General features: G+C 59.3%; 10 protein-coding genes. 7 read left to right on the top strand and 3 right to left on the bottom strand.

Annotated elements, in window-relative coordinates; genetic code table 11:
- Nucleotides 1-24: 24 nt before the first annotated feature.
- Complete coding sequence (locus GTU76_RS11495; RefSeq protein WP_007916251.1) at nt 25-1548, bottom strand: fumarate hydratase; 1524 nt, start codon at nt 1546-1548, stop codon at nt 25-27.
- Nucleotides 1549-2126: 578 nt separating this feature from the next.
- Between GTU76_RS11495 and GTU76_RS11490 the strand changes: the two genes are divergently transcribed.
- From GTU76_RS11490 to GTU76_RS11480, 3 genes are read left to right on the top strand one after another with little or no spacing between them, the layout of a single operon-like run.
- The gene (locus GTU76_RS11490; protein ID WP_016983105.1) at nt 2127-3233 is read left to right on the top strand and encodes a GGDEF domain-containing protein; all 1107 of its coding nucleotides are present in this window, start codon (nt 2127-2129) and stop codon (nt 3231-3233) included.
- Nucleotides 3226-4161 carry an iron-sulfur-binding ferredoxin reductase gene (locus GTU76_RS11485; protein ID WP_016983106.1) on the top strand — a complete coding sequence of 312 codons (936 nt, stop codon included), beginning with the start codon at nt 3226-3228 and terminating at the stop codon, nt 4159-4161. Before GTU76_RS11490 ends, GTU76_RS11485 begins: the two co-directional genes overlap by 8 nt.
- 29 nt (nt 4162-4190) lie before the next feature.
- Nucleotides 4191-4940 (top strand): enoyl-CoA hydratase-related protein, encoded by a 750-nt coding sequence (locus GTU76_RS11480; RefSeq protein ID WP_016983108.1) that lies wholly within the window; start codon nt 4191-4193, stop codon nt 4938-4940.
- Between the two features lie 251 nt (nt 4941-5191).
- Here GTU76_RS11480 and pyk read toward each other — a convergent pair whose 3' ends face one another.
- Nucleotides 5192-6643 carry a pyruvate kinase gene (gene pyk, locus GTU76_RS11475; RefSeq protein ID WP_122589649.1) on the bottom strand — a complete coding sequence of 484 codons (1452 nt, stop codon included), beginning with the start codon at nt 6641-6643 and terminating at the stop codon, nt 5192-5194.
- Nucleotides 6644-6813: 170 nt separating this feature from the next.
- Here pyk and GTU76_RS11470 point away from each other — a divergent pair, with 170 nt between their 5' ends.
- Together GTU76_RS11470 and GTU76_RS11465 are read left to right on the top strand one after the other, a co-directional pair.
- Entirely contained in the window at nt 6814-7200 is a 387-nt protein-coding gene (locus tag GTU76_RS11470; protein WP_007951249.1) for a tetratricopeptide repeat protein, read from the top strand.
- A 231-nt stretch (nt 7201-7431) separates the two neighbouring features.
- The gene (locus GTU76_RS11465; RefSeq protein ID WP_180698655.1) at nt 7432-7791 is read left to right on the top strand and encodes a PilZ domain-containing protein; all 360 of its coding nucleotides are present in this window, start codon (nt 7432-7434) and stop codon (nt 7789-7791) included.
- A gap of 129 nt (nt 7792-7920) precedes the next feature.
- Here the strand turns inward: GTU76_RS11465 and GTU76_RS11460 are convergent, their stop codons facing one another.
- Complete coding sequence (locus GTU76_RS11460) at nt 7921-8289, bottom strand: DUF6124 family protein (RefSeq protein ID WP_175553355.1); 369 nt, start codon at nt 8287-8289, stop codon at nt 7921-7923.
- Between the two features lie 463 nt (nt 8290-8752).
- Between GTU76_RS11460 and GTU76_RS11455 the strand changes: the two genes are divergently transcribed.
- Nucleotides 8753-11875, top strand: coding sequence for an Ig-like domain-containing protein (locus tag GTU76_RS11455; RefSeq protein WP_246376030.1), 3123 nt, complete (start codon nt 8753-8755; stop codon nt 11873-11875).
- A 147-nt stretch (nt 11876-12022) separates the two neighbouring features.
- The gene (locus tag GTU76_RS11450; protein WP_180698654.1) at nt 12023-15691 is read left to right on the top strand and encodes a Tc toxin subunit A; all 3669 of its coding nucleotides are present in this window, start codon (nt 12023-12025) and stop codon (nt 15689-15691) included.
- Nucleotides 15692-15713 lie beyond the last annotated feature (22 nt).

The following is a 15713-nucleotide window of genomic DNA, read 5'->3' as shown; positions in this document are numbered from 1 at the left end:
TCTCTTTTTTACGGCTTCAGGCGCTTACTGCACTTCTACCGCCAGGCTTTCGCTGATCTTCTGTTGCCAGATCGCCGGGCCGGTGATGTGAACGGACTCACCTTTGCTGTCCACCGCAACGGTGACCGGCATGTCCTTGACCTCGAACTCGTAGATCGCTTCCATGCCCAGTTCGGCAAAGGCCAGCACCTTGGACTTCTTGATGGCCTGGGCCACCAGGTAGGCAGCGCCGCCGACAGCCATCAAGTACACGGCTTTGTTGTCCTTGATCGCTTCGATCGCGGTCGGGCCGCGCTCGGATTTGCCGATCATGCCCAACAGGCCGGTTTGCTCGAGGATCTGCCGGGTGAACTTGTCCATCCGCGTCGCGGTGGTCGGGCCAGCCGGGCCAACCACTTCGTCACCGACCGGATCAACCGGGCCGACGTAGTAGATGAAGCGACCCTTGAGGTCGACCGGCAGGGTTTCACCCTTGTTGAGCATCTCGACCATGCGCTTGTGCGCAGCGTCGCGACCGGTGAGCATCTTGCCGTTAAGCAGAACGGTTTCGCCCGGCTTCCAGCTCTGCACGTCTTCCGGGGTCAGGGTGTCGAGGTTGACTCGGCGGGCCGACGGGCCGGCTTCCCAGACGATTTCCGGGTAAGCGTCCAGCGGTGGCGCTTCGAGCGAGGCCGGGCCGGAACCGTCGAGCACGAAGTGCGCGTGACGAGTGGCGGCGCAGTTCGGGATCATGCACACCGGCAGCGAAGCGGCGTGGGTCGGGTAGTCCATGATCTTTACGTCGAGCACGGTGGTCAGGCCACCGAGGCCCTGGGCGCCGATGCCCAACTGGTTGACCTTCTCGAACAGTTCCAGGCGCATTTCTTCAATGCGGTTCTGTGGGCCACGGGCCTTCAGTTCGTGGATGTCGATGGATTCCATCAACACTTCCTTGGCCATCACCGCAGCTTTCTCGGCGGTGCCGCCGATGCCGATGCCGAGCATGCCCGGAGGGCACCAGCCGGCGCCCATGGTCGGAACGGTCTTCAGCACCCAGTCAACGATCGAGTCGGACGGGTTGAGCATGGCCATTTTCGACTTGTTCTCGGAACCGCCGCCCTTGGCCGCCACGTCCACTTCCACGGTGTTGCCCGGGACGATGGAGTAGTGAATCACGGCAGGGGTGTTGTCCTTGGTGTTTTTCCGAGCGCCCGCCGGGTCGGCGAGGATCGAGGCACGCAGGACGTTTTCCGGCAGGTTGTAGGCGCGACGCACGCCTTCGTTGATCATGTCGTCCAGGCCCATGGTGGCACCATCCCAACGCACGTCCATGCCGACGCGCACGAACACGGTGACGATACCGGTGTCCTGGCAGATCGGGCGGTGGCCGGTGGCGCACATGCGCGAGTTGATCAGGATCTGCGCCATCGAGTCACGGGCCGCTGGCGATTCTTCGCGCAGGTAGGCTTCGTGCATCGCCTGGATGAAATCCACGGGGTGGTAATAGGAAATGAACTGCAGGGCGTCGGCAACGCTCTGAATCAGGTCGTCTTGCTTGATCACGGTCATGAGTCGCGCTCCTCTAAAAGACGGGAACATTCAATAAGGTGCCTGCGGCTTGGGTGCATCGGTCGGTCGCAGACACCTTTCAAGGCACGCCGGGGCTGCTGGCGCGACGCTAAAAAGGCGCGGCAGTATACCGCGCCTCGGTGGGGCATACACGCGCCGGCAGTCATTCGTTGGTCGCATGGGTGGGCGAATATCGGCCAGCGGGTTTGCATTTCCGGATTTACCCCCTCACCCCAGCCCTCACCCCCAGGTGGGCGAGGGGGAAAGGGAGCCGATCTTCGTGCTGTTCAGACCTGAGTTCAGCTCGGGGAAAGGGAGTCGAATTTCATGCTGTTCAGATCTGAGTTCGGCTCGGTATTTCAGGTCGGCGTATCTCCAGCAATCGACTCGGTCAGTCCCCTCTCCCTCTGGGAGAGGGTTAGGGTGAGGGGCTTTTGGCGGTACACGCAGGCCACACTTTTGACGTCAAATTTCGAGCCCGAAAATCGGTGGTCATTTATCGACTACGCCACTAAAGTGGCAGCCGGTCTGTAGAGTAGGACACTCGGTCAGCCTCTTATCGCACGGTGAGTCAACGATTGACCCATAACGCCATTCAACGTCTTTTGCTTAAACGTTTCGCCCTTGCTGCGGCCACCTACGGATTGGCTTTGCTGCTGCTGTGGCTGGCGTTTTTCGCCGGTCATTACGGCCAGTCCCTGAGTTCCGTGGCCATCGGCAGCGCGCTGGTGGTAATCAGTCAGGCGACGCTGTTCGCAATGTTCTGGAGCGGGCGCAACCAACGCTTTGCCGACCCCAGCCTGACCGAAGTGCAAGTGCTGCTCGGACTGGGCTGGCAGACCTGGCTGATCGCGCATCTGGATGAAGCCCGTGGCGCCTTTCTGGTGTTCTACGTGCTGATTCTGCTGTTCGGCCTGTTCCATCTCAGTCGACGGGCCTTCATCCGCTGCGCCCTGCTGGTGTTCTTCAGTTTCTGCGCGATCACGCTGTGGGACGGCTATCACTTCCTCTTGCCCGACCCTGCGCTCGCCGCCTTGCAGGTGTGCATTCTGGCGATGGTGCTGGCGTGGCTGGTGCTTTACGCGCGCTTCGTTCAAGTCTCGCGGCAACGCCAGCGCCAGCGCCGGTTTGCCTTGCAGGCGCATCAGGACACCCTGCGCGGGATGATGCGTCAGCTCGAAGACCTGGTCGCCACCGACGAATTGACCGGGTTGTTCAATCGCCGGCACTTTCTGCGCCTGGCCTCGCGTGAGCTGAATGCGATGGACAACGACGTGGTGCACGGCCTGGCGTTGATCGATCTCGATCATTTCAAACGCATCAATGATCTGCACGGTCATGCTGCCGGCGATCAGGTGCTGCAGGCATTCGCCGGCGTTGCGCAGGCGTGTCTGCGCGACGGCGATGTATTGGCGCGTTATGGTGGCGAAGAATTCGTGGTGCTGCTGCCCGATTGCAATGCCGAACGCTTGACCGCTTGCTGCGAGCGTCTGCGCATCGCCTTCACCGATGTCGAGCTGGTGGGGCTGAGCGTGCGCAACCTCAGTCTGTCGGCGGGCATGACCCTGCTGGAACTGGGTGATGACCTCGACGACGCCTTGCAGCGTGCCGATCAGGCGCTGTACCGAGCCAAACGTGACGGGCGCAATCGTTGTGCCGCGGCGTGGGAGAACGTCGATGCCTGAACTTCGCGTCGGTGAACAGCAATGGTCAGTGGCGGCGGGCAGCAACCTGCTCGATGCCCTCAATCAGCGTGGTGTCGCCGTGCCCTACAGCTGCCGCGCCGGCAGCTGTCATGCGTGTCTGGTGCAATGCGTGCAAGGTCTGCCGGCGGATAACCGTCCGGATGCGTTGAGCGCTGAACAGCGGCAACAGGGCTGGCGACTGGCCTGTCAGTGTCAGGTAACCGAAGACTTGCAGGTGCACACCTTCGATCCGCTGACCGACGGTCGCCCGGCCGTGGTCGAGGCGCTTGACTGGCTGAGCGACGGCGTGTTGCGTTTGCGCCTGACCCCGCAGCGGCCGTTGCGCTACAGCGCCGGGCAACATCTGGTGCTGTGGATCGAGCACATCGCCCGGCCGTATTCGCTGGCCAGTCTGCCGGAAGAAGACCGCTTTCTCGAATTCCACCTCGATTGCCGCCAGCCCGGCGAATTCAGCGATGCCGCGCGGCGCCTGCAGATCGGCGACGCGATCCGCCTCGGCGAACTGCGTGGCGGCGCCTTGCATTACGACCCTGACTGGCACAACCGACCGCTGTGGCTGCTCGCTGCCGGCACCGGTCTGGGGCCGTTGTTCGGTGTTCTGCGCGAAGCCTTGCGTCAGGATCATCAGGGCGCCATTCGTGTCATTCACGTGGCCCATGATGCTGACGCGCACTACCTGGCCAAACCTTTGGCGGCACTGGCCGCGCAACGCGAAAACCTCAGCGTCGAGCTGTGGACGGCGGCCGAGTCAGCCGCCGCTTTGGCGCAACTGCGCCTTGTTTCCCGGCAAACCCTGGCCTTAGTCTGCGGCTCGACGGCCAGTGTCGACGCCTTTGCAAGGCGGCTGTATCTGGCCGGATTGCCGCGCAATCAACTGCTGGCCGATGTGTTTTTGAGCCGTGGTTGAGCGCTGATCTTTCAGACGCGAGACACGCCATGACTGAAGCCATCCTGCTGGAACGCGAACGCGGTTTGCTGACCCTGCGCCTCAACCGCCCGGACAAGAAAAACGCCCTGACTCGTGCCATGTACAGCCGTCTCGCCGAGGCGCTGAAACAGGCTGACAACGACTCTGAAATCAACGCCGTGCTGATCACCGGCAGTGCTGAATGCTTCACGGCCGGCAACGACATTGCGGACTTCATTCAGCAACCGCCGAGCGACCTCGACAGCCCGGTGTTTCACTTCATGCTCAATTTGCTGGAGTGCCGCAAACCGGTGATCGCTGCCGTGGCCGGGGCGGCGGTGGGTATTGGCACGACATTGCTGCTGCACTGTGATCTGGTTTACGTGGCCCGCGATGCGCGCTTGCGCATGCCGTTCGTCAATCTCGGTTTATGCCCGGAGTTCGGCTCCAGCCTGATCCTGCCGCGTTTGCTTGGGCAGGCCAAAGCGGCAGAGTTGTTGTTGCTCGGCGAAGGATTCAGCGGTGAACAGGCTGCGCAGTGGGGGATTGCGACCGAAGCGTTGGGTAGCGGCGATGCGGCGCTAAGCAAAGCGCGGGAAATGGCGCTGCGCTTCGATGAATTGCCGGCCGAAGCGGTGCGTATCAGCAAGCAATTGATGAAGGCGCCGGATCGTGAGTTGATCCGTAGGGTGATCGAAGAGGAGGGCGTACTGTTCACCCAACGGCTGCGCTCGCCGGAAGCATTGGCGGCGTTGAGCGGATTCATCAAGCGGCATTGAAAAGCCACCCTCACCCCAGCCCTCTCCCAGAGGGAGAGGGAGCCGACCGAGGTGTAATGCGCTATACATCGACTTGAAAGAACCGGTCGGATTCAGCGCAGAGCTATCAGGTCGGTGCAATTCTGCAATATCCCTCAATCGGTTCCCTCTCCCTCTGGGAGAGGGCTAGGGTGAGGGGCTTTCGATTCAACGTAGACAACAAAAAAGCCCCGGTACTCACATGCCGGGGCTTTGGTTTTTCAGCGCGTCACTCAGACCTGCGGGTCGCCCACGTGCAGGATCTTCATGCCGTTGGTGCCACCGGTGGTGTGGTAGCTGTCGCCCTTGGTCAGGATGACCCAGTCGCCTTTTTCCACAACGCCGCGCTTGACCAGCTCGTCAATCGCCTTCTGGCTGACTTCATGCGGTTCCAGCGAGGCCGGATCGAACGGTACGGTGTACACGCCACGGAACATCGCTGCACGCGCCTGCGTTTCGCGGTGCGGCGAGAACGCGTAGATCGGCACCGAGGAACGGATACGCGACATGATCAGCGGGGTGTAGCCACTTTCGGTCAGGGCGATGATCGCTTTGACGCCCGGGAAGTGGTTGGCGGTGTACATGGTCGCCAGCGCGATGCTTTCGTCGCAGCGGGTGAATTCCTTGCCGATGCGGTGGCTGGAGGTTTTACCGGTCGGGTGTTTTTCAGCGCCGACGCAGATGCGCGCCATCGCTTGAACCGCTTCCAGCGGGTACAGCCCGGCAGCGGATTCAGCCGACAACATCACCGCGTCGGTGTAGTCGAGCACGGCGTTGGCCACGTCGGACACTTCGGCGCGGGTCGGCATCGGGTTCTGGATCATCGACTCCATCATCTGGGTCGCGACGATCACAGCCTTGTTGTGGCGGCGTGCGTGCAGAATGATTTTCTTCTGAATGCCCACCAGCTCGGCATCGCCGATTTCCACACCGAGGTCACCACGGGCAACCATTACCGCGTCGGAAGCCTTGATCAGGCCATCGAGGGTTTCGTCATCGGCCACGGCTTCAGCGCGTTCGATCTTCGCCACCAGCCAGGCAGTGCCGCCGGCTTCGTCGCGCAGTTGACGGGCGTATTCCATGTCGGCAGCGTCACGCGGGAAGGACACTGCGAGGTAGTCGACTTCCATTTCGGCGGCGAGCTTGATGTCGGCCTTGTCTTTTTCAGTCAGGGCCGGTGCGGTCAGGCCGCCACCGCGACGGTTGATGCCTTTGTGATCGGACAGCGGGCCGCCGATGGTCACGGTGCAATGCAATGCATCGTCAGTTTGGGTATCAACGCGCATCACCACGCGGCCGTCGTCGAGCAGCAGCTCGTCGCCCACGCCGCAGTCCTTGACCAGATCCGGGTAGTCGATGCCGACCACTTGCTGGTTGCCTTCGGTCAACGGATGGCTGGTGGAGAAGGTGAACTTGTCACCGATCTTCAGCTCGATCTTCTTGTTGGCGAATTTGGCGATACGGATTTTCGGGCCTTGCAGGTCACCGAGCAGGGCGACGAAGCGGCCGTGCTTGGCAGCGAGGTCACGCACCAGCTTCGCGCGAGCCTTGTGCTCGTCGGGGGTGCCGTGGGAGAAGTTCAGACGGGCAACGTCCAGACCAGCCAGAATCAGCTGTTCGAGAACTTCCGGCGAGTTACTGGCCGGGCCAAGGGTAGCGACGATTTTGGTACGACGGACGGACATGCAAAGACTCCTGAGTTCAAGCGCTAGCGAAGGCTACTATGCTCTTGGGGTGTAGTCATTGTTCGAATGCACTACTTATTGTTTTCTTTATTGAACACGACGATTGGCGCAAACACTTCTGAAGATTTCTCGGCAAGGGTCGATAAAGAGCACAAGACAGGAGAACCCTCATGCGATTCGTACCCATTGCCGCCCTTGCCCTCAGCGTCCTCGCCGTGACGGGCTGCACCCGTTGGTCGATGAACCATCATTTGAACAACGCCTACAGCGCCTATGACCGCGGCAACTGCGAGCAGGTCATGCTCGAACTGTCCAAGGTCGAACGCGCCAGCCGTGCCCGCCCGTATGTGTGGCCGGAAGTGTCGATGATGCGCGGTCAGTGCCTTGAGCGGCAGAAAATGTTTGTCGACGCGGCGCAGACCTACCAGTTCATCATTGCTTCGTACCCGAACAGCGAATACGCCTATCGCGCCCGCGCGCGTCTGGAAACCTTGCAGAGCCTGGGCCATTATCCGACCCGCAGTGCGGCAGCCGTGGTGCGCCCGACCCGCTTCTGATGACAGTTGTCATACAAAATCTGGCCGTGTGTACAAGCTGAGCTATAGTCGAATAACCCGGATTTAGAGCTGAATCTGTAAACCCGGAGCAACACCTGCGACTGGCAAGTGGTCAGGTGACGGCGACGTAGTGATCGTCACACCGGAAGCGGGGAGAGCGGGCCGGCGATACCGGCACGTTCCGAAGCAAAGATGCGGCTCTGTGATGGAGCCTTGCATGGCGAACTGCGCATGTTTACCGACCGCCGGATCGAACGGCATCAGCTGCCGTATTTCCTCAGAGTGTTCAACAGCATCACCGACAAACCCATCGGTTTTCTGGGCAACGTGTCCGAAGACGGGCTGATGCTGATCAGCCAGTTGCCGATGATGGTGGGTGTGGACTTCCATTTGCGGCTGCAAATCCCTTGTGGCGAGGGTTGCCAACAGGTGATCGACCTGGCCGCGTGTTGCCTGTGGTGCCACGAAGACGCGACCCCGCTGCACTACGACGCCGGTTTCAGCCTGCAACAGCCACCGCCGGAATACGGGCAATTGATTGAGGCGTTGCGTCAGTACTTCAGTTTTCAGCCATTGCCGGCCTCGGCCTGATTGGAAACGCCAAAAGCTTCGCGAGCAAGCTCGCTCCCACAGTGATCCGCATTCTTTCAGTTGAAATGCTTCGAGTGTGGGAGCGAGGTTGCTCGCGAAAACGTCAGTACAGACAACCTTTCTCCAAGGTCAGGTAACGGCAATCGCCCGCTCGTTATCCAGCGCCTTCTCCGCCAGCAACAAACCCATCTCGCTCAATTGATAGATCGCCATCGCCAGGTGTCGCGGCTTGTTTTCAAGGCTGTCGGCCAGGTCGAGCAGCAGAATGCTCACCGAAGAAAACGTTTCGTAGGTCTGGATAGCCACGGCTTCGGGGTTGAGGTCGGGCGCGATCATGAACATCTGCATGCCGCGATCCACGGAGTTGCGTGGGTCGGGTTTGGGTTTGAGGTAGTGGTCGAGGGCTTTTTCGGCGGCCTCGTGGAGCTTTTTCGAGTCGCTGGATTGATAGGGGGAAACCGAGTCGGTTTCGGGGGGATTTGGAGTGTCTTTGAACATAGTGATAACCCTTGTAGTGAGGGCCTTCACCACTTCGCGACTAAACGAAGGGGTGGCGGCTGGACGCAGGTTAGTCGACCGGGGGGTATCACCAAAAACCGGCGCGCCGAAGCGCCCTGCGTACAGCCACCATCGAGTGGGGGGATAGGGAGTTCCCGACTTGATGACGCTTATACACATTGGTGACACACCCCGGGCGACTAAACCCGACCACTGATTGGCAGCGGCACGGATCAAGTTACGGGGCATCAGCCAAGCGCACAAGCCGGCGGATTCTGAGGGATGTGTAGGCAATGGCGCAACTCGGTGTAGCCGTGTGTTGGCGGCTGTAGGAAGCCTCTGAACGGCAATGCGGGAAAAATTACCATCCGTCGGGACTGTCAGATTTTACAGGTAGGCACCTGCTTATTTCCCTGCGTACATATACCCCTCAAACATTGCTCGGGGCAGAGAGGGGAAATTCATGTCACAGGATAAGAATCTCGAAGGCGTATCAGAGAGTGCCGATATCTCTGTACCGCAGGAACAGGAACCTCTGCTCTCGAATGGTGTAAGTCCGGATGGGCAATATGTCGGACCATTACAAATTCAGCTCTGGGAAATCATCGAGACCGTTGATACCAAAAGTTCGATCATCTTCAACATTCCGCAGTCTGACGGTAGACACCAAGTCTGGATTGATTACTACGGTCCGAACGGATATTTCCGCAATTGCCTCGTTGGTGAATGGTATCCGGGCGTGCAGTGGAATGAGTACCCTGCAACCGATCTACCTGAGGGTAATGGTTACTACGCTACGAAGTGGAATTACAAAGGCAACTGGTCCGAGCGCAGAGATAAGCGGGTATTTGTAAGAAAACTCCCTGTCATCACTGGTAAAGATGAATTTGCAGCGACTGTTTACGGGACGGGTGTTACCAGTGGTCGTCTTGAAATAGTCGAAAACCTTACGGGACAAAGCCTCAGTCCGCAGATCACCGGTACGCTGAGTAACTGGTCGATAAAGCTTTCGGATGGTCTAAAACCAAGAAGTTACAGCGTCAAGGTACGTCATTCGGAATCAGGATATGCCACTCGCTTCTCGACTCCGATAATTTTCAATTATTACGGCGTCCCTGCCATTACTCGACCGAAAAAAGATGATGTGATAACGCAAGGCCGACCATTAGTTGAAGGAGAAGGATACCCAGATGCGACTGTCAGGATCTATCAAGCGGATTCTCGCGTAATTCTTTACGGAGAGACGAAAGTCAGCGCTAACGGATATTGGTCGACAACGCTGTTGCAAGATCTGCCAGCCGGCCGCTTCACCTTTACCGCACAGCAGTCGTATGGCGGTAGTAACCTGCCTGGTTGGGCGAAAGGCGTGGATGTTTTTGTAACCACTGCACCTGTTATTACTCCGCCAGATCCAGGCTCGTATCAGAATCAGGTTTTTACCGTAACCGGTTCAAAGGGAGCTTTAGGTGGCACTGTTCAGGTTTTACTGGACGGGAAAGAGATCAAAGTCGGTGAGAGTCTGATACTGACGGGGGCAAATTGGAGCGCCTCCGTTGAAGTGCCTGCAGGCAATACTTCGCTGGTGGCTATCAACGTCATCGAAGGAAGAAGGTCCGAGCCAAGTGGTCCGCGTGCATTCAAGGTCCGGCCAGACAAATTTACCGGTGTCACCGTCGAGCACATCGACAATTCCATCAAGTTCTCAGGCTCCGCCCACGCCGGCGCAACGGTGGTGATCACCGCGCCCGGTTATGCGGTCAAGCCGCCAGAGGCGGTTGTGGCAACCGGGGGACAGTGGGCAACCACCGCAACGGACTGGCCATACGGCACCTACAACCTGCAAATCGTGCAAAAAGTGGGCGACGGTGCCAGTGGCTGGATCGAGTCACTGCCTTTTCCTTTCACGGTCGAAAACAAGTTGCCGAATGTCAGCGAGTTGGCTCACACACTGGAGTATCAGCCGACCTTCAGCGGCCTGGGCAATGCCCGCGCGACCGTGTGGCTGTGGAAGATCGACATGGATGAAGAGGTGGCGCCGCATCGCCCGCTGACCACCACCGGGAAATGGACTAGTCAGGCGACGCAAGTATGGGGCCCGACCTTCAACCGCCGGGTTCGCATCAAACAGGCGGGAGACGGGCAGGAAACCGATTGGGTTTATCTTGATGTAAACATTCCGCCACTGGCTCCCGGTCTTGACGACCCGCTCGAAGATGGACTTTCACCCAGGTTCAGCGGCACTTGCTGGCCGGGCGCGGTGGTCAGCCTGCAGTACAGCGACGAAGATAATGTGGTGCACAAGCCAACGGTCAGCAATGACAAGTGGACATTCCGCCGCGACATGGCGTTCGAGACGGGTGTTGAGCATACCGTCACCGTGACCCAGTTCGCCGCGGAGCAGACCTCGTTACCGGCGAGCGCCACCTTCACCGTCAGACGGCCCATGTCCCAGCCGCGGATCACCTATCCGGACCCGACCAGCAAGGTGGGCCGCGATGTCACGGTCGAGGGCGAGAACGGTATGCAGGGTGCCGTGATGCAGTTGCGGGATGCCCAGTTCCAAAGCCCGCTGGGGCCGGAAAAAACACTGGATGCAGACGGTGCGTGGTCGATCGATCTCGCCGGTCTGGAATTCCGCAGGTACACCATCGATGCACAGCAAATCCTTGACGAACGGCCGTCCGAGCGCAGTGAGCATTGCTATTTCGATGTGGTGTTGTTACCGCCGCAGATCACCCAGCCGACAGAAAACGGGAAGCTGCCACGTACCGCAAAAATCGCCGGCAGCGGCATGGCGAACGGGCGGGTCGAGGTCTTTCTGGAAGGTGTCAGCGAGCCTCTGCTCAGCAACATCCTGGTGAACGCCAAGGGCGATTGGGAAGGTGAGGTGAGGTTGCCGGTGGGGCGTACAAGCATTCGTGCGCGGCAAACGTTCGTCGATGGAAACAACCAGCGGCAAGAGTCGGACCTCGGCGATGCGCGGCAATATGACGTCGTCCCGGCTGCACCGCTGATCGAAACCCCGACCGAGGATGACCCTGTCGGCAGACGCACGGTGGTGTCTGGTTTCGGTGTGCCCGGCGACACGGTCACGGTGACGCTGGCCGACGCCACGCACTCGCTGCAGTCCAGCGCCATCGTGCAGGAGGATCGCACCTGGTCGGTGACACAGGACTTCAGTTCCCTTGCCGGTGGGCCTTACGTGCTTGAGGCGGTGGCGTCGCTGGAGGAGTTCGCCTCCGTCGAGGCACTGCGCCCGATCATGCTGGGCACTTTTCTGCCCACCCTCGACGCCCCGGCGGCGGGCCGCTGGGTCAGTCATCCGCTGCAGTTTGCCGGCCGCGGGCGCGAAGGCGTTGGGACAGTGGTGAGTTGGTACAACCCGGATGTGCAGTGGACGGGGCCCTTGCCCATTGCCGGTGACACATGGCATGGGGAGGCGACGCAACCATTGCCGGAATCCGGCAACTGGTACCGATTCAGGCAGAGCCTCACGGATGAGAAGTGCGATGAGAAGATATCCGACTGGGTCGTGAGCGCGCGCTTCGAGGTCGAGCGCGCAAATCCGCCGGTGGAAGGTTCTTGAACGCAAACCCGACGAACGGTTGTAAAACCTGTCAGATCTGACAGTAGACACTCGACCTGTCGAAGCGCCAAATCTTAATCACTGAGTGTGCAGCCTGGTGGAAACGCCAGGTTGCTCCGGCCGGCTTTCGCCTCAAGGAACCTGATCATGGCTGATTCGCGTCGCCCCGCTTTGCAAATGTTCGATCAATTGTTTGGTGACGAACAACACGCACAAAACCTCGGGCTGGACAATCTCAAGACGTATCTTGAACAAGGGGGATCGATTTTTCCCTTGGTGGAAAAGGGCGTTCAGGGTCTGGTCAGGGAGCAGCGGCTCAGCCCGGATGACGCCCGGCGGTTTTTGCGCGGGGCCAACAGCATGGCCACGTATCTGCGTCGTCAGTTTATCGAGCAAACCCTGACGGGCGATCGGAACGCGACAACACGCAGCTCCAGCGGTTTGTTATCCATGGTTGACGGCCCCACTTATCAAGTCCTGATCGGTACCGACTTTGCTGCACTGTGTCCACCGGATGCACTGGAGTCCCTTGTCTCGCCCATAGCGTATCTGATCGATTTGCTGCGCTGGATTCGTGACCGTATCAAGCCCGAGAACCAGGAAGAACACTATCAGTTGCACAACCGCCGCACGGATTTGCTCGCGCTGGAGGTCGACGTCAATGCGGTCTATCAGTCGGTATCGTCGGTCGACATCATCGTCGCGGTATTGGAGCAGTTCATCGCGGCGAACAAGCCCAAGCCAGGACAGTCGACTGAAGACGTGTTGATCGAGGCCCGCTACCCCAACGGTCTGCCGTATTACCAGCATTGGGTCACGATTGATGCTATCGCGCAGTCCCATGACCTGTCGGTGGGGGACTTCGAGCACCGGGTCGATCTGGCCTACCCCTATTTTTTACAGCCCGATGCCCGGGGAAACCATACCGGTCCCGGCTTCGCTCATGCTACGCGTCTTGGTCCCTATCAGCGGCAATTGCTGACGGAACCCCGCGAGAGCTTTGTCAATCGTAAAGAGTTTTTCGACCGCCACTTCGGTACCAATGACCTTGATAGTTACCAGAACCTTAGTCAGGTGGAGTTTCTAGGCGAGCGAACCAAGTTGAGCAGCGCGCAGATCGAAGCTTTGCTGTCGATTCGCGATGCTGCGCCGGTGCGCTCAGCCAATGTGGACTACCCGGATGAAAAACCCGAGATACCCGAGATACCCGAGAGTGAACGGTCGGGGTCGGTGTACATCAACAACAACACCGCACCCGCCGTGCGGATCGACGACGCGGCACAATTTCGCCATCGACTGACGGCAGACCCCGACAAGGAACTGGGCTTCAACCGCTATGACCGGATAAACCAAATGGTCCGTCTGGCCAACTGGACCGGTTTGCCGTTCGATCAGGTCGATGCACTGCTGGTGGCTGCGATCCGGGCAGTAGAACACGGTAATCCTTCGCACCCCGCCGCTGCGTCAGAGATGGACATATCCAGCGGCGTCGTGCATGCCCTGGGTCTTTTTCAGACTCTGCGTGAGCGTTACGAATGCACTGCGGCGGACTTTGCCGGGTTCATCGCAGAGCTGTCGATCTACGGCCGTGGCGAGGCACTCTCGCTGTTCGACCAGATCTTCAATGATCGAACGGATTACCGCGAGCCCTTGCGGCTCGACAACCTTACGTTTCCAGTGACGCCGGCGCCGGGCGAGGTCGATCTGACGATCAGCCAGTTGTGCCGTGGCCTGGCGATTGACCCGCAGACTTATTACGTCCTGGCAACCACGGTGGCCAGAGCACATGGATTGACCGACACACTGACGCGCAGCCCGGCGATCATCTCGAGTTTTTACCGCCTGGTTCGACTGCCCCGACTGTTGAACATCACCCCCATCGAAGGTGTGCTGATGCTGTCGGTGCTGGGTGGGATCGAGTGGGTTGATGGCTTGGCGGGTACCCCTCGTATCCACACCGTTGCAGAAGGTCCACCAGACATACTGGAACTGATCGAAGCCATGCACAGTTGCGTGCAGTGGTGCGCGCAAAGCGATCTGCCAGTGTTGTGGGTGTTGCAGCATGCGGTCAAACCGCTGGCGGCGCAGCAACCGTCCGAGCAGGATCAGCAACTTTTCGAGCAGTTGCGCAATTTGCTGCCGACCGCATTGTTGTCCAACGGTGTGTTTCTGATGGCCGGCGTGCCGTCTGCAGGGGTCGCCGACTGGCTCGAATTCCTGGTGAGCCGCGCCGATGGCCAGCTTCCTATTGTCGACGCCTATGGTCTGGTATTGCCTCAGTGGGGGACATCCGAGCAATACCTGGACGATGTCCGCAGAAAAATTGCCTGGGCGGTCGACAGTGCCTTGGGGGTGGTCGAGGAGCCATTGCGCCTAACCCTTATCGACATCATGACCGGTGTGGTTCTGCAGGCGCGCGATGCTCAGGCATCGTTGGTCAAAGAGACGCTGGCCGTGTATGCCGGTGTCGGTGTGGAGCAGGTACTACCGATCCTGAGCTGGTCAAACACCACGGTTCATCAATTGCTGCAACAAGTGCTTGAGCAAACCCCTGTGGAATCAGAGGGGGCAAGCCGAAAACAGCACCGCAATGCCGATGTGCTGCTCGATCTGCTGGCGCAGGTGCGCTGGCGCAGTGAAGTGGTGTCGACGCTGGGGTTGAGCGCCGCGCTGTTGCACGAATATCTGGATTACGGTCACGAAGCCTGGCTCGGTCAGAGCAACAGGCACGAATTGACGATACGCACACTGTATTACTTGACGACACTGACCCGTGCCTTTGCCCTGAGTGAACAACCGTCGCAGAAACTGTTGGACTATCTGCGTCAGGTCAACGATCTGTCGGATCTCACGGGGGATGCAATGAGGCTGGTGCAACAGGCCGCCGCCATCAGGCTGGCCAATTTTTTTGGCTGGAGCGTGCAGGAAGTCCGCGAGTGTGTCGACCGTATCGATCCCACCAACCTCAAGGTGTTGAAAAACCTCAGCCAACTCGATCTGTTGATGCGCGTCCGGGAGCTGTCCATCGAGACCGGCATGGATGCATTGACGATTTTCCTGATCGGCAGTCTGCCCGAAACCGTCGACAAGACAGCCTATGCCAAGGCCGCCGAACTTGCTCTGCTGGGCGCGACCAGTGAGCGCTCGCCTGTGGCGCACGTGGCAAGCGACCTCAACGAGTTGGTCTCAATTACCTGCGACGTGGTGGATGGCAGCGATGTCGTGGCCAACAAGCCAGGTGAGCTAGCCACGTATCGGGTGACCGTGAACAACGCGCAAGGTCAGCCGCTGAGCGGCATCAAGGTTCACTGGCGAGCCTCCCTGGGCAGCATTAAAACAGGTGCGACCGACACAAATGGAACGCTTTTGGTCATCTATACCCCGGGCAAGGTCATGGGCACCGATACGCCCGTGTATTGGCTGGATCTGTTTGAGCCGCGCTACGCCACATCTATCGACATCACCTTCGACCGCAAAACGCTGACTTTTCCGTTGGCAGAACTGTCACCAACGCCCTTGGGAGTCGTGCCGGAAGGCCAGGAAGTCGAACTCTACGCGTTGCTGGAAGACGGCTACGGCAACCGCGCGCACGACTCGTTGGTGGATTGGTACTGGGTGACCGTACCCCCGACAAATGTGGATACCGCAACTATCAGACCCCGTCAGGGGTTCACCGATCAACAGGGACTCACGCGAGTTTTTGTGTCCAGCGAAACCGGAGGCACCTTCGTTTTCAGTGTTCGGAGTCAGTCTAGCGATAGCGAAAGCGTGTTCATTAATCCCATCACCTTCGCGGGTGAGGCGATACCGGGGTAAGCGGTATCGCTTGGCTAACGGT

Origin of the sequence: Pseudomonas crudilactis, assembly GCF_013433315.1 — a bacterium.
GTDB lineage: Bacteria > Pseudomonadota > Gammaproteobacteria > Pseudomonadales > Pseudomonadaceae > Aquipseudomonas > Aquipseudomonas crudilactis.
This window is presented reverse-complemented; position numbering and strand designations above follow the sequence as displayed.

What these genes read in the sequence shown, in the direction of transcription:
- GTU76_RS11495 (WP_007916251.1), bottom strand. Translation starts at nt 1,548, where the DNA reads ATGACCGTGATCAAGCAAGACGACCTGATTCAGAGCGTTGCCGACGCC.
- GTU76_RS11485 (WP_016983106.1), top strand. Translation starts at nt 3,226, where the DNA reads ATGCCTGAACTTCGCGTCGGTGAACAGCAATGGTCAGTGGCGGCGGGC.
- GTU76_RS11480 (WP_016983108.1), top strand. Translation starts at nt 4,191, where the DNA reads ATGACTGAAGCCATCCTGCTGGAACGCGAACGCGGTTTGCTGACCCTG.
- pyk (WP_122589649.1), bottom strand. Translation starts at nt 6,643, where the DNA reads ATGTCCGTCCGTCGTACCAAAATCGTCGCTACCCTTGGCCCGGCCAGT.
- GTU76_RS11470 (WP_007951249.1), top strand. Translation starts at nt 6,814, where the DNA reads ATGCGATTCGTACCCATTGCCGCCCTTGCCCTCAGCGTCCTCGCCGTG.
- GTU76_RS11465 (WP_180698655.1), top strand. Translation starts at nt 7,432, where the DNA reads ATGTTTACCGACCGCCGGATCGAACGGCATCAGCTGCCGTATTTCCTC.
- GTU76_RS11460 (WP_175553355.1), bottom strand. Translation starts at nt 8,289, where the DNA reads ATGTTCAAAGACACTCCAAATCCCCCCGAAACCGACTCGGTTTCCCCC.
- GTU76_RS11455 (WP_246376030.1), top strand. Translation starts at nt 8,753, where the DNA reads ATGTCACAGGATAAGAATCTCGAAGGCGTATCAGAGAGTGCCGATATC.
- GTU76_RS11450 (WP_180698654.1), top strand. Translation starts at nt 12,023, where the DNA reads ATGGCTGATTCGCGTCGCCCCGCTTTGCAAATGTTCGATCAATTGTTT.